The organism is Stenotrophomonas sp. JAG2 (genome assembly GCF_041080745.1).
Classification (GTDB): domain Bacteria; phylum Pseudomonadota; class Gammaproteobacteria; order Xanthomonadales; family Xanthomonadaceae; genus Stenotrophomonas; species Stenotrophomonas maltophilia_AA.
In genome coordinates this window covers 115,456-129,808 of sequence record NZ_JBEUMH010000011.1, presented here as the reverse complement: position 1 = coordinate 129,808, position 14,353 = coordinate 115,456, and the positions used below count along the sequence as shown (strand labels likewise).

Annotated in this window: 8 protein-coding genes; 7 read left to right on the top strand and 1 reads right to left on the bottom strand. The window is 61.6% G+C overall.

Translation table 11 applies throughout. The annotated features are described in order from the left end of the window. Positions 1-104: 104 nt before the first annotated feature. The gene (locus AB9O74_RS14960) at positions 105-557 is read right to left on the bottom strand and encodes a GNAT family N-acetyltransferase (RefSeq protein WP_369349774.1); all 453 of its coding nucleotides are present in this window, start codon (positions 555-557) and stop codon (positions 105-107) included. Between the two features lie 491 nt (positions 558-1,048). Between AB9O74_RS14960 and AB9O74_RS14955 the strand changes: the two genes are divergently transcribed. From AB9O74_RS14955 to pglZ, 7 genes are read left to right on the top strand one after another with little or no spacing between them, the layout of a single operon-like run. Then, positions 1,049-1,936, top strand: coding sequence for a helix-turn-helix transcriptional regulator (locus tag AB9O74_RS14955; protein WP_369349773.1), 888 nt, complete (start codon positions 1,049-1,051; stop codon positions 1,934-1,936). Between the two features lie 46 nt (positions 1,937-1,982). Continuing rightward, the gene (locus tag AB9O74_RS14950; RefSeq protein WP_369349772.1) at positions 1,983-2,783 is read left to right on the top strand and encodes a hypothetical protein; all 801 of its coding nucleotides are present in this window, start codon (positions 1,983-1,985) and stop codon (positions 2,781-2,783) included. A 4-nt stretch (positions 2,784-2,787) separates the two neighbouring features. Then, on the top strand, positions 2,788-3,321 hold the full coding sequence (locus AB9O74_RS14945; protein ID WP_369349771.1) for a BREX protein BrxB domain-containing protein: 534 nt from the start codon (positions 2,788-2,790) through the stop codon (positions 3,319-3,321). A 14-nt stretch (positions 3,322-3,335) separates the two neighbouring features. After that, positions 3,336-6,776: a BREX system P-loop protein BrxC gene (brxC, locus tag AB9O74_RS14940; protein WP_369349770.1), complete on the top strand. Its 3,441-nt coding sequence runs from the start codon at positions 3,336-3,338 to the stop codon at positions 6,774-6,776. Between the two features lie 13 nt (positions 6,777-6,789). Continuing rightward, a complete protein-coding gene (locus tag AB9O74_RS14935) occupies positions 6,790-10,188 on the top strand; it encodes a DNA methyltransferase (protein WP_369349769.1) in 3,399 nt (1,132 codons plus the stop codon). After that, on the top strand, positions 10,185-12,017 hold the full coding sequence (locus AB9O74_RS14930) for a DUF262 domain-containing protein (RefSeq protein WP_369349768.1): 1,833 nt from the start codon (positions 10,185-10,187) through the stop codon (positions 12,015-12,017). Before AB9O74_RS14935 ends, AB9O74_RS14930 begins: the two co-directional genes overlap by 4 nt. Then, entirely contained in the window at positions 12,008-14,353 is a 2,346-nt protein-coding gene (gene pglZ / locus AB9O74_RS14925) for a BREX-1 system phosphatase PglZ type B (RefSeq protein ID WP_369349767.1), read from the top strand. Before AB9O74_RS14930 ends, pglZ begins: the two co-directional genes overlap by 10 nt.

Sequence of the window (14,353 nt, the reverse complement as noted above, 5' to 3'; positions counted from 1 at the left end):
CCCACGCCGGGCTCTCGGCACCTAAAGTGCCAGATCGGCAAGAGATAAGAGCCACGCCATGCGTGGCTGGCGCACGGCTGACCCGATCGAATCGCTGGCGTCGCTCAGTGCGGCGCCAGTTCGAGCACCATCTCCACCGCATCCAGCCCGGGGCCATGCCCATCACGGGTGATGTGGGTGACGACGAAGCCGAGGCCGGCGTAGAACGCCTGCGTGTGCTGGCTGGTGCTGAGCGTTACGCGCTGGGCGCCGAGCGTTGTTGCGTGGGCCAGGCGTGCGTGGGAGAGCTGCGTGCCGAGGCCTTGGCGATGCCGGGTGCGGTCGACCATGCCCCAGCAGAAGGCGGCGGTGTGTTCGTTGTCCAGGGCGATGCCGCCGCAGGCGACGAGCTCGCCGTTGTGGTCGATGACCAGATAGTCGTGGGCGCGGTGTGGGTGGAGCAGGTAGGTGGTGAAGTCCTGGCGTTCGTGTGGGGCGAAGTAACGCGGCACGTTGGTGTCGAACAGTGCGAGGCAGGCGGGGGCGTCTGTTGCGGTGTAGGGGCGGAGGGTGGGCATGGGAGACTTTGGCGTGTCGCTGCGAGACTCAAGCACGAGTTGGCGTTGGTGGACGTGCGAGTTTTTGACCATGTCATCGTGGGCGGATGTCAAACGGTGAGCTTGGCGGAGAGGGGAGGACTGGAGCTCTCAAAGCTGCCTTCAAAAGCGAGCCGGGCGGAGGTGCCCATGCTGTTGACCCCAGTTGGACGCTGCGGCATTCGGCCGGGGCCCGTAGTTCCGCATCTTTTCTGCTTCCGAGGGGCGGGGGCAGTGCCATGAGCTTGAGCGCGGCCAGTCTCCGTAATCCAGTTCAGATCCAGGCGCTCAATGCGGCTGATTTCCTCGCCGTAGATGGTGGAGGGCGCCTGCAATGATGAATGGTTATCAAAATGCGAAGTATTAATTGATATGATGTTGTTCTGTGCGGGCTATGGAGCAGATGATTCACTGGTCGAAATGACCGCCAAACCGCCAAAAAGTGTTTTCTAAACCAGAACGAGCCAGTCAGGATGTCAACGGAACAGCTTGCCTATCTAACCCAGCCACAACGTGACCGGCTCGCTTTCGTGGAGTTGCGCGCGCGCTTCATGGGGGAGATGCGACGCTCGGACTTGGTCTCTCGGTTTGGCATCCAGTCTGCTGCCGCATCCAGGGATCTGGCGCTGTACAAAGAGCTGGTCCCCGGCAACATCGACTACGACTCCAAGGGCAAGTCCTACATCCTCGGACCGAGCTTTCAGCCCCTCTTCGATTTCCCGCCGGAGCGAGTGTTGTCGTGGCTGACCCAGGGCTTCGGTGATGGCGAGCCAATGCGGCTCAAAGCGTGGGTGGCGAGCGAGCGCCCGTCCGGGCTTACGCCCCCGGATCTGGACGTGCTCGCGAGCGTGACCCGTGCGATACACCAGCAGTGTCCGCTCGGCATTGAGTACCACTCCATCTCCAGTGGCCGCACGGAGCGGGAAATCGTCCCGTTCGCACTGATCGACAACGACCCCCGCTGGCACGTCCGCGCCTTCGACCGAACGTCGCAGGAGTTCCGGGATTTCGTCATAACCCGCATCAAGAATCCCGTCGTGCTCAAGGGCCAGCCAGTGGCACCCCACGAGACGAGCGATCAAGACATTCAGTGGACCCGCATCGTTGAGCTGGAGTTGGTGCCGCATCCGGATCAACCCCGGGCAGAGATCACCGAAGTGGATTACGGCATGTGCGATGGCGTGCTGCGGATGAAGCTGCGCGCTGCCACGGCCGGATACATCCTGCGAAAATGGAGTGTGGACTGCTCACCGGATCACTCTCTGCGGGGCAATGAATACCGGCTTTGGCTGAAGGATCACCTTGCCATCTACGGTGTGCGCAATGCCTTCCTTGCGCCGGGATACCGATCTCATGACTAGCAACGGATCGAGCCGATGCCGACTGAATATCAGGACTGATGTCAACGTGACCCAAGAGAACAAACACAACACCAAGCTGGAGCGACTGGGTTTCAGCTACGAGCGCGGCGGCGTCCATACCGCCCGGACGATAATGCTCGCCGAGCTGCGCGCCCTGCTGTCCTTTGTGGACGCGGCTGACTCGGCCAGGGCCGACTACATGGAAGCGATCCAGACTGCCAATTGCCTGGGAAAACGTTCGGGTAAGACACGGACGCTGACCTTCCGGCACCTGGCCGATCTCTACGCTCTCGACCCCAGCTTGTTAGTGTTCCGTGCATTACGTTTCTTCTGGCAGCGCGATGTGGACGGGCAGCCACTGTTGGCAGCGCTGTGCGCCTACCCGCGTGATCCCATGTTTCGGGCCACGGCTCCCTTTGTCTTGAGCTTCCATGAAGGGGCCACCGTCACCCGTGAGGCGATGGAAGAGTTTATCGATGCACAAGAGCCGGGGCGCTTCAGCAAGGCCACGCTCAAGTCCACCGCTCAGAACATCAACTCGTCCTGGACCCAGTCCGGCCACCTGGCTGGCCGCGTTCGCAAGTTGCGTGCCCGTGCCGTGGCGACGCCAGGCGCGGTGTCGTTGGCGCTGCTTCTGGGGTACGTCAGCGGTCTGCGCGGTGAGTCGCTGTTTAGGAGCGAATTCACTCGAGTGCTCGACTGTTCATTTGAAAAGACGATCGAGTCGGCCGAGGACGCCTCGCGCCGGGGTTGGATTTCGCTCAAACGCGTCGGCCAGGTGGTCGAGGTGCTTTTCCCTAACTTGATCACTGCGCAGGAAATGGAGTGGCTTCGTGAGCAGAATTAAGCGATTGACCCAGTCCTACAGCAAGTACGTAGCTGTCCCATGGCGCGACGATGTCGCCGCCGCTCAGCGCGTGATCTTCTGCGTGTATCACGAGACGGAAGAACTGCGCCTACGGGCCAAAGTTGACGAGTTTGAGATCGCCACCCGTGTGGCGGGCCATGACTGGGCCGTATTCGACCTGACGGAATCGTTTCCGAACTGGTTGACATCCCAGCGCTACGTCAAGAGCTACTTTCAGAAGCCCAGTCTGTTGCCCACGCTGCTGCCCAAGTATCTCAGCTACATCGAAGCCGAGTTCGAGGCCTTCCTGCAAGACAAGAACGTCGGCAAAGATTTTGTCGTGGCGCTCCAAGGCTTGGGCACTCTGTTCGGCTTCCTGAAGGTCAAGGAAGTCGTGGACAAGCTGGCCCCTAAGGTGAAAGGCCGCCTCTTGGTGTTCTTCCCTGGTAGCTACGAAGATAACAACTACCGATTGCTGGATGGGTATGACGGCTGGAACTACCTCGCTGTACCAATCACCGCAGACAAAGAATTCTGACTAAGGGGAACCACATGCTCAATCGCGACATCTACCAAAAGGATCCGTCGACCCGCAAGCTGGTCAATGAGGGCGTGGCCAGCGTCAATGACGAAAAAACGAACCAGGCCCTGTCCGTGCTGCGATACGAGCTTGAAACCTTCGTCTGCGATGGCCAGTACGAAAAAGGCCTGGAACACATCCTCGACATCTACCTGAAAAACATCGAGCATGCCGAGCAGCCTGCCGTGTGGGTCAGCGGTTTCTACGGCTCGGGCAAGTCGCACCTGGTCAAGATGCTGCGGGCACTCTGGGTCGACAGCGCCTTTGACGACAACGCCACCGCGCGGGGCATCGCGAACCTGCCACAAGGCGTGAGCGACCAGCTCAAGGAGCTCAGTACCCAGGCGAGGCGCCATGGCGGTCTGCATGCGGCGTCGGGCACGCTGGGCTCCAGTTCGCGCGACAAGTCCGTGCGCATGGCCCTGCTAGGCATCCTCTTCAAGTCCGCCGGCTTGCCGGAGCAATACCCGGTGGCGCGCTTTGTCATGTGGCTCCAGCATGAGGGCATCTACGACGCCGTGCGGGGCTATGTGGAGAAGAGCGGCTTCGACTGGAACGAAGAGCTCGACAACTTTTACGTGGCGGAGGGGCTGCACGAAGCGCTGGTCAAGGCCAAGGCCAACCTGTTCACGTCGCCAGCGTCCTGCGTCGAGACCCTGAACAACCTGTACCCCTATGTGCAGGATGTCTCCAGCGGCGACATGCTCAAGGCCATTCGCCAGGCGCTGACCCGCGACGGCAAATTCCCGCTGACCCTGGTCGTGCTCGACGAGGTGCAGCAGTACATTGGCGAAGACAGCCAGCGCTCCATTGATGTGCAGGAAGTGGTCGAAGCCTGCTGCAAAAACATCGGCGCCAAGATGCTGTTCATCGGCACCGGCCAAACAGCCGTCACCGGCACCTCCAACCTCAAGAAGCTCGAGGGCCGCTTCACTGTGCGTGTGGAGCTGTCCGACGCTGACGTCGATGCCGTGATACGCCAGGTCATCCTGGCCAAGAAGCCCGAGGCCAAGGCACCGGTCGAAAGAATGATGCAGACCAACCTGGGCGAAATCTCACGCCACCTAGCCGGCACCACCATCGGCCACCGCGCCGACGACATTCAATTCTTCCCGCAGGACTATCCCATCCTGCCGGTGCGCCGTCGCTTTTGGGAAAACACCCTGCGTGTGCTGGACCAGACCGGCACCGACAGTCAGTTGCGCAATCAGCTCTCGATGATCCACAAGGTCATCCAGACCAATGTGGATGCACCGGTCGGCAGCGTGGTGCCAGCGGACTACCTGTACTTCGATGCGGCCGACAAGCTGCTGCAGTCGCGCATCCTGCCGCGCAAGGTGCATGAGAAGACCATGGTCTGGGTCAAAGGCACCGATGACCAGCGCCTGATGGGCCGCGCTTGTGGCCTAGTTTTCCTGATCAACAAGCTGGCCAGCAGCAACAACGAAATCGGTATTCGCGCTACCGTCGACACGTTGGCCGACCTGCTGGTGGAAGACCTCACCCAAGGCTCCAGCGCGCTGCGCAGCAAGCTCCCGAGCGTGCTCGACAAGTGTGAGCTGCTGATGAAGGTCGGTGACGAGTACCGCATCCAGACCGAAGAAAGCGCCGCCTGGAACGACGAGTTCCTCAGCCAGCGCAACAGCCTAGCCAACGAAGCCCACCGGGTAGACGCGGAGCGCGACGATCGCATCCGCCGCCGCTTCGGCGAGATGGTGCGCAAACTGTCGCTAACCCAAGGCACGTCCAAGGTCACGCGCGATATCTTCCCGGTGTTCGATGCCCAATTGCCGGGCGACGCCGCCGAGAAGGTCTGCGTCTGGGTGCGCGATGGCTGGAGCATCGATGAGAACTCGGTGCGGGCCGATGCGCGCCAGGCGGGAAACCAGTCGCCCACCGTGTTCGTGTTCATCCCCAAGCGCTCGGCCGATGACCTGCGCCACTACCTGATCGACTTCAAGGCCGCCAGCGCCACGCTGGACAAACGCGGCGTACCCAACACCGCCGAGGGCACCGAGGCCCGCTCGGCCATGGAGACCACCAAGCAGACCGCTGAAGGCAAGATCCGCGAGCTGCTGCAAGAGGCCTTCTCGGGCGCCCGCGTCTTCCAAGGCGGTGGCAACGAGATCCTGGGGACCGACCTGCAGGACATGACGCTGGAGGCTGCCACCAACGCGCTGCAGCGGCTCTACCCGCAGTTCAACATCGCCGACCACGCCGGTTGGCCCAAGGTCTACGAGAAGGCGCAGAAGGGTGCGCCAGATGCCCTCAAGAGTGTGGGCGACGACGGCGAGCCCGCCAAGAACCCGGTCTGCAAAGCCATCCTGGCCTTCATTGCCGGCGGCAAGAAAGGCATCGACATCCGCAAGAACTTCGAGGGTGCCACCTACGGCTGGCCGGGTGACGCGGTGGACGGTGGCTTGCAGGTGCTGCTGGTAGCAGGGCTGATCCGCGCCCCGGATGAGAAGGGTCAGACCATTGACCCGAAAGATCTTGAGCGCAAAGTCATCGGCAAGACCATGTTCAAGGTCGAGTCGGCCACCGTCTCGGCAGCGCAGCGCATTCAGATCCGCAAGGTGCTGCAGAAGATCCGCCTTACTGCCAAGCAAGGCGAAGAGCTGGCCTGCGTGCCGCAGTTCCTGCTCAGCGCGCAAGAGCTGGCCAACCGCGCAGGGGGCGAGGCTCCACGTCCGGCACGCCCGGAAACGAAGGGGCTGGAAGAGATCCGCCTCACCGTCGGCAACGAGCAGCTGTTGGCTCTCTACAACCAACGCGACGAACTCAGCGACGCCATCGACACTTGGACGGATTTGGCCGAGCGCATCGACAAGCGCCTGCCCGCCTGGAGCACCCTCAAACGTCTGCTGGCGCAGGCCAACGCCTTGTCGGATGCCGAAGTCTTGGTAGCGCAGGTCACGCACCTGGAGCAGCAGCGCCAACTGTTGGAAGAGCCTGATCCCGTCACGCCGCTGGTGGCCAGCCTCACTCAGTTGCTGCGTGACGAGCTGAACCGCCTGCACACCGACTACCAGACCCGCCACAAGAACGGCATGGCGCGCCTGGACGCCGACACCAACTGGAAACAGCTGGAGCCCGAGCAGCGCAACAGCCTGCTGGCTGTCCAGAGACTGACCCTCACCGACGCACCCAAGGTGCAAGTGGCCAACACCGATGAAGTGCTGGCGACGGTTGATCGTTTGTCGCTGTCGTCGTTCGCTGATCGTGTGGTCGCCATCGACTCGCGCTTCGACGCTGTGCTGGTGGCTGCCGCCGAGTTGATGGAGCCCAAGGCGCAGTTCGTCAAGCTGCCTCACCGCACCATCAAGACCGATGAAGACATCGACGCCTGGTTGCTGGATGCCAAGCAAACAATCGCACAGGCCCTAAAAAAAGGCCCGGTCATCCTTCACTGAGGTCTGATTTAGCATGATGCAAGCACTCGACAAAGACCTGCGCGGCGCGCTGGAGAAGACCGTCAAAGCGGCCCGCACGGTCGCTGAATCTGCTGCCCAAGCGGCGGTGGACCAACTGGGCGTTGGCCACGACAAAGTCGAGGCATTTCTAAGCGATGCCGAGAAGGCGTTGCGCAACCGCCTGCGCACCCACGGCAAGCAGCTCGGTGACGCCCGCGACTCGAAGAGCACCAACCCCACCTACGGCAAGCAAGAGGTGCAGCACCTGGTACAAGAAGTGGCCTACCAGCACTGGCACCGCATGCTGTTCGCCCGCTTCCTTGCTGACAACAACCTGTTGATGTACGACGGTGTGGCCGTCACCATCGAAGAGTGCGATGAGCTGGCCCCCGATGAAGGCGCCAAGAGCGGTTGGGAGCTGGCCGGCAAGTTGGCCGCCCGCATGCTGCCGCAGGTGTTCAAGCCGGGCTCGCCAGTGTTCGAACTGACCTTTGCGCCTGAGCACCAGAGCGAGCTGGAACGCTTGCTCAAGGACCTGCCCGATGCGGTGTTCAAAGCCAGCGACAGCCTGGGCTGGGTGTACCAGTTCTGGCAGGCCGACAACAAGGAGCGCATCAACAAGTCCGAAGTGAAGATAGGCGCCGACGAGTTGCCTGCCGTCACCCAGCTCTTCACCGAGCCTTACATGGTGGCCTTCTTGCTGCACAACTCGCTCGGGGCCTGGTGGGCTACCCGGCACCCGGGCAAGCCATGTCCGGTGAACCTCGACTACTTCCGCACCCTAGAGGACGGCACGCCTGCTGCCGGCAAGTTCGACGGCTGGCCCGATTCACTGGCCGACTTCAAGCTGCTGGATCCGTGCTGCGGCTCGGGCCACTTCCTCGTCGCCGCGTTTCTGATGCTGGTGCCGATGCGCATGGCCGCCGAAGGCCTTAGCGTGCGCGAGGCGGTGGACCGCGCGCTGGCGCAGAACCTGCACGGCCTGGAGCTGGATGCCCGCTGCGTGGAGATCGCGGTGTTCGCTGTGGCGCTGGAAGCCTGGCGCTATCCGGACGAGAGTGGTCAGCCGCTGGGCGTGCGCGAGATTCCCAGCCCGCATATTGCCTGTTGCGGATTGAAGGTGGCCGGCAAGGCCGAGGACTGGCAGGCACTGGTGCCGGACGATGCCGCGAATGCCAATGCCTTGCGCGAAGGTCTGGCTCGGCTGCATCAGCAGCTTGCGCAGGCGCCGCTGCTGGGTAGCTTGATCTCGCCAAGCCGCCAGAAGGGTGACTTGTATAGCGCCGACTATGCGCAACTGGAACCGCTGCTGTTGGCGGCGCTGAAGCAGGAGAGCAGTGGTGAGGAGGCCGGTGGGCGGCGCGAATCGGCGCTCAGTGCGCTGGGCCTGCTGGATGCCGCGCGGCTGCTGGAAGCGCGTTATCAGTTGGTAATTACCAATGTGCCGTATTTGGCGCGTGGCAAGCAGAGCGAGGCGCTGAAGGACTATTGCGAGGCCCATTACGCGGCGGCGAAGAACGACCTGGCCAATGTGTTCCTGGAGCGTTGTCTGGAACTGTGTGGGGATGGCGGCGTGGCGCAGATCGTGATGCCGCAGAACTGGTTGTTCCTGACCAGCTACAAGAAGCAGCGCGAGTCGCTGCTCAAGCGGGTGCAGTTCAACCTCATTGCTCTGTTGGGGGCCAAGGGGTTCCAAACCCCAATGTGGGATTTCAATGTTCAGTTACTAACCCAGACCCGCGTCACACCATCACACGGTTTTCAGCTTCGTGGAGTGGATGTCAGTGCTCCGAATATGGTGCAGGAGAAGGCGGCGTTGCTGCGCGAAGGTGAGCTGGTGAAAGTAAGTCAGCATGCTCAGCTCCGTAACCCGGATGCACGTATCGCGTTCGGCGAGAATGATGACCTGCCTTTGCTGAGTCGATATGCAGAGGGCCTTGTCGGTCTCCAAACCAGCGATGATCCAATGTTCGTTTGTGGCTTCTGGGAGCAACCGCAGGTTGATCGTGCTGTTTGGGAGTTGATGCAAAGCACTCCCGATGAGTTCAAGCCGGACGCAGGCAGTTCTTGGGTTGTTCGCTGGGAACAGGGCAAGGGTCTTTTGTTGTCATTGCCGACGGCGTATCCAACAAAGGGATTAAAGGCGCTTGGCAGAGCTGGCGTCGCCGTTCATCGCATGGGGCAGTTGTACCCCTATGTGTTTGCGAAGGAGCGATTCCACCAGAACGTTGCGGTTATCGTCCCAAGTAAGGAAGCCCACCTCCCCGCTATCTGGTGCTTCTGCTCCTCGTCCGACTACAACGAAGCCGTTCGCCAAATCGACCAAGCGTTGAAGGTCACCAACGCCACGCTGGTCAAGGTGCCGTTCGATCTTGAACGCTGGGAGCAGATCGCCGCCGAGTGCTATCCCCACGGCCTACCGCAGCCCTATTCCGACGATCCTACCCAATGGGTCTTCCACGGCCATCCCTGCGGCTCGGTGGTCTGGGACGAGGACGCCAAGCGCACCGCCGGTGGCCCGCTGCGCGCGGATGCCAACGTGCTGCAGATCGCCGTCGCCCGCCTGCTCGGTTACCGCTGGCCGGCGGAAACCGATGCCGACATGGAACTGGCCGACGAACAGCGCACATGGGTCAAGCGCTGTGAAGCGCTGGCCGCGCATGCCGATCGCGACGGCATCGTCTGCCTGCCGCCGGTGGGCCGGGAAAAGCCCGCCGCCGATCTCCTGCTGAACCTGCTCGCCGCCGCCTACGGCCCGGCCTGGAACAGCGACGTGTTGGCCCGGTTGCTGGCCACGGCCGGCCACGCCGGCAAGTCGCTGGAGACCTGGCTGCGCGAAAAGTTCTTCGCCCAGCACTGCGAGCTGTTCCACCAGCGCCCCTTCATCTGGCACATCTGGGACGGCCTGCGCGACGGCTTTGGCGCGCTCGTGAACTACCACCGACTCGACACCAAGACTCTGGAAGCGCTGATCTACACTCATCTGGGGGACTGGATCAGCCGCCAGACCCAGGACCTGGCGGCCGGCGTGGACGGCGCACAGGAAAAACTGCATGCCGCCCAAGCCCTCAAATCACGTCTAGAGCTGATCCTCAAAGGCGAGGCGCCGCAAGACATCTTCGTGCGCTGGAAACCGCTGGCCCAGCAGCCCATCGGCTGGGACCCCGACCTCAACGACGGCGTGCGCCTGAACATCCGCCCCTTCTTGTCCGTGCCGGATGTCGGCAAGAAAGGCGCTGGCATCCTGCGCGAGCGCCCCAAGGTCAAATGGGACAAGGATCGCGGTAGCGACGTGCCGTCCGCGCCGTGGTACGACTTGGGCCCGGAGCACGGAGGCAAGGTGGGCGACCGGATCAACGATCATCACTTGAGCTTGGCCGAGAAGCGAGCTGCCAGGGAGAAGGCGAAATGATCAAGTCGGTCAATAATTACCCGGTCTCGCAGCTCTTCGACATCGAAGCAGGTGTCGTCTATGCGATCCCGCGCTACCAGCGCGAATACACCTGGAAGATGGATCAGTGGGAGTCGCTCTTCGATGACATAGAAGAGAATGACCCCGGGTACTTCTTGGGCTCGATCATCTGCATAAACCAGACCACGGACACCTTGGCGGTGCAGCGGCTGGAGGTGGTGGATGGCCAGCAGCGGCTGACCACGCTGTCGCTGCTCTTCGCTGCGTTGTACCAGTCACTGAAACTGCACGAAAAAGATCTGGATGACGACCAGCGCGTGGAGCTGATTAACCTCAAGCGCAAGCTCGTGCTGAAGAAGGGAGACAACCAGTTGCGCGTCATCCCGCAAATTCAGAACAACAACCAGAACGACTACCGTGCCGTCTTGTTCAACGTGGGCGTGATCAGCCCCTTCGATTCGCCAGCCTACGCGGGCAACCGCAAGATCTTCCGCGCCTTCCGGTACTTCCAGGGTCGCATCGAAGAGATGGTGCAGGGCGGAAACGATCGCCTGGCATCGATCATGGCCTTTCTCGACAAGGTGAGCCAGGCCTGCCTGGTGAAGATCGAGGTGGCCAGCCACGCCGATGCCTACACGCTGTTCGAGTCGCTCAACAACCGGGGCATGGCGCTCACGGCCATCGACCTGATCAAGAACAAGCTGCTGGCAAGGCTGGAGACCACTGAGCCCGGCAAGGTGGACCACTACTTTGACGTGTGGAACAAGCTGCTGGGCTATCTGGGCGACGACTACAGCGTCCAGGAACGCTTCTTCCGGCACTACTACAACGCGTTCAAAGACCCGCTGAACGTGCCGTTCCGCAAGGACGAGGAAAAGAAGAAGGACCCCCTGGGACCGGTGGCCACAAGGTCCAACCTGATCCAGATTTACGAGAAGCTAATCAATCAGGACGCCAAGCACCACCTGGAGGCCATTCGTTCCGCCGGTCAGCTGTATGCACTGATGCTGGCGCGGAATACGGACGAGGCCTGGGCTCCGCTGGACAAGCCGCTGAAAGACCTGGAGCGCATTCAGGGCGCCCCGTCGTACCTGTTGATGCTGTACCTACTGGCGCGGCGTGAGGCGCTGGGCATCGACGTGGCGCAGTTGGAGGAGATTGCGCGGCTGCTGGTCTGCTTCTTCGTCCGACGCAACCTCACCGATACGCCGCCCACCCGCGACCTGACGCGTTTGTTCATGGCCACCATCCACAAGGTCGCAGAGCTGTCGGGTGCCGCCGTGGTGAAGACCATCCGCGACGAGCTGCTGGCGGTGTCGGCCAGCGACGAGACTTTCCGCAGCAAGCTGGAAGGCGCCATCTACGAGGAGAACGCCGGGGTCACCCGGTTTGTCCTGTGCGTCTTGGCCGAGCAGAGCATGACCAAAGAGACCTGGGTCGATCTGTGGAGGTACGAAGGCAAGCTCTTCGTGTGGACGATCGAGCACATCTTCCCTCAGGGCGACAACATCCCCGCGTCTTGGGTGAACATGATTGCCGACGGCGATGCGAAGAAGGCCAAGGCCATTCAAGAGACCCACGTTCACAAGCTGGGCAACCTGACGATTTCGGCTTTCAACAGTGCGCTGGGCAACAAGAGTTTCAACGACAAGCGCGACCGCACCGACAGCAATGGTCGTGAGGTGGGATACAAGAACGGACTCAAGCTGAACGTCGAACTTGCAATGGCCGAGGCGTGGAGCATCGAGCAGATCGATGCGCGGACCACTAAGCTGGTTGACCAGGTGTTGAGCCTCTTCGCCATGACAGGGGGCCAGCCATGCGCGTGATCGAACATCTGGTCAAAACACTGCGTGACTCGGCGATCTTCAACCCCGAGGTTCAAGTCGCGCCATCGTGCATCTTGTGGCCCGACAAGGACCGCCAGTGGGAGGCGGTGATTCCACGCCTGCAAAGCGAGCTTGCGGAGCTGTTGGTGCTGGGCGACTACTCGCCAGAGAACCGTGTCGGCCCTGCAATTTGGCTGCGCTGCGTGATCGCCGGTAGGGCGCCCGATGTCACTTTGCCGGCCGACCGCGTGCCGGTGTTCTACCTGCCTGGCGTGAGCCGCCAGGACTTGCGGGCGATCGAAGACTGCCCGGACCTCTTGAAGCCCTTGGCTGAGCTGCAGTACCGGGGCGTGATCTGGTCGCAGGCCAACGCCAAGGACTGGACTATCGCGGCCTTCCTGAAGTCGGATCAAGGCAGTATGAGCCTTGACGTCGCCCAAGACAGAGAAGCCAAGAACGCCTTGCAACTGGCGCTGTACCGGCTGCTGGATGAAGAGCTTGAGCTGTTGAAGGGCAAGCGGCTGGACAAGGACTACTTCAATACCCTGCTGACCGGCGGAGACCCGGTGCGAGATCTGCTGCAGTGGCTGGATCTGGGCGATGCGTTCCAGACCACGCGCGGCGACCATGAGTGGAAGGCCTTTGTAGAGGTCTGTAAGTCACAGTTGGCGTTCAACCCCCAGGCCGATGGCGTTCTGGCGGGGGCCAGCAAGCTTGCGATGCGTGAAGGGCCCTGGCATTCGGTGTGGGAGCGCTACAGCGAAGCGCCCAAGCGCTACCCCCACATCCCGAGCCGAATACGCCAGTGCAAGCCGCCACAGCTGGGGATCTTCGACGCGCCGGGAGAGAAGCTAAGTGGTTGGCCCCAATGGAACGAAGAGCAGGAGAAGTTGCTCCAGGATGGTCTACTGGCGCTGAGTCACCTGCCTGCGCACGAAGCAAGAAAGCGGGTGCTGGAGATCGAGAAGGCTCACGGACCGCGCCGCGAGCTGGTCTGGGCTGAGCTTGGGGAGTCGCCGCTCGCTTTGGCGGTTAAGCATCTGGCCTTAGTGGCGGAAGTGACTAAAACCAGTTTGGCTGCCGGCTCGGTTTTAGATATGCAATCAGGCTATGCCGCCCAGGGCTGGTGGGCTGACGATGCGATGCTGTCGGCGCTGGCCTGTGTCGACAAGGCCGTAGACGTTGAAGGCGTGACGTCGGCGATACGCGCGATCTATCTTCCGTGGCTGGAAGAGTCCGCCAGATACCTGCAGCAGGTGATTTCTGGATCGGTGTATCCAGGCGGAAGGATCGCTGAGGCACCGGCGTTCTATAGGGTCGATGGTGAATGCGTTCTGTTTGTGGATGGCCTTCGCTTTGATGCCGCGCGTCGTCTGTCGGCAACCCTGGAGGCGAGTGGCTACCAGGTTGCGGAAGCGATGACCTGGGCCGCCTTGCCCAGCGTCACTGCAACCGGCAAAGCGGCCGTGTCCCCAGTGCGCAGCAAGATCAGCGGGAGCGATGTCTGCGACGATTTTGAACCTGGTGTCGCCGCTACGGGTCAATCGCTCAAAGGCGGCTATCACCTGAAGAAGCTGCTGAGCGCCGACAACTGGAAGGTTCTGGACAGAACAGACAACGGTGACGGGCACGGCAACGCATGGTGCGAATTCGGCGATATCGACAGTGAGGGCCATGTTCGCGGCTGGAAATTGGCCAAACACATCGACCCACTTCTTGGCGAAATCGCAGAACGCATTGCTGCGTTGTTGGCCGCAGGCTGGACTCGCATCAAGGTGGTGACCGATCACGGTTGGCTACTTATGCCGGGCAAGTTGCCAACCATCCAGATGTCAAAGGACCTCACGGACAACAAGTGGGGGCGCTGCGCCTCGATCAAGCCCGGCGCGTCCACCAATGAGCGCTTGTACCCCTGGTTCTGGAACCCGAATCAGCAGTTCGCTCTTGCTGACGGCGTGGGGTGCTATGGCAAATCGGTAGATTACAACCATGGTGGATTGAGTCTTCAAGAATGTCTCACCTTAGAGCTGATCGTGACCCGAGGCGCGAACGCGTCAGTCAGGCAAGCCGCCGAGGTGACGGATATCGCCTGGAGGGGCTTGCGCTGCACGGTGGCTGCGGACGGCCAGTACGCGAGCCTGTCGCTCGACATTCGTACGCGCGCTGGCGACCCCACAACCAGCCTGGTCTTATGCATCAAGCCACTTAAGGACAACGGCACCGCATCGGTGGTTGTTGAAAACGAAGAACTGCAAGGTCGCGAGGCATTTCTGGTCCTGCTCAGCGCGTCGGGCGAACTGGTGGCCGAAGCGAACACCGTGATCGGCGGAGCGTGA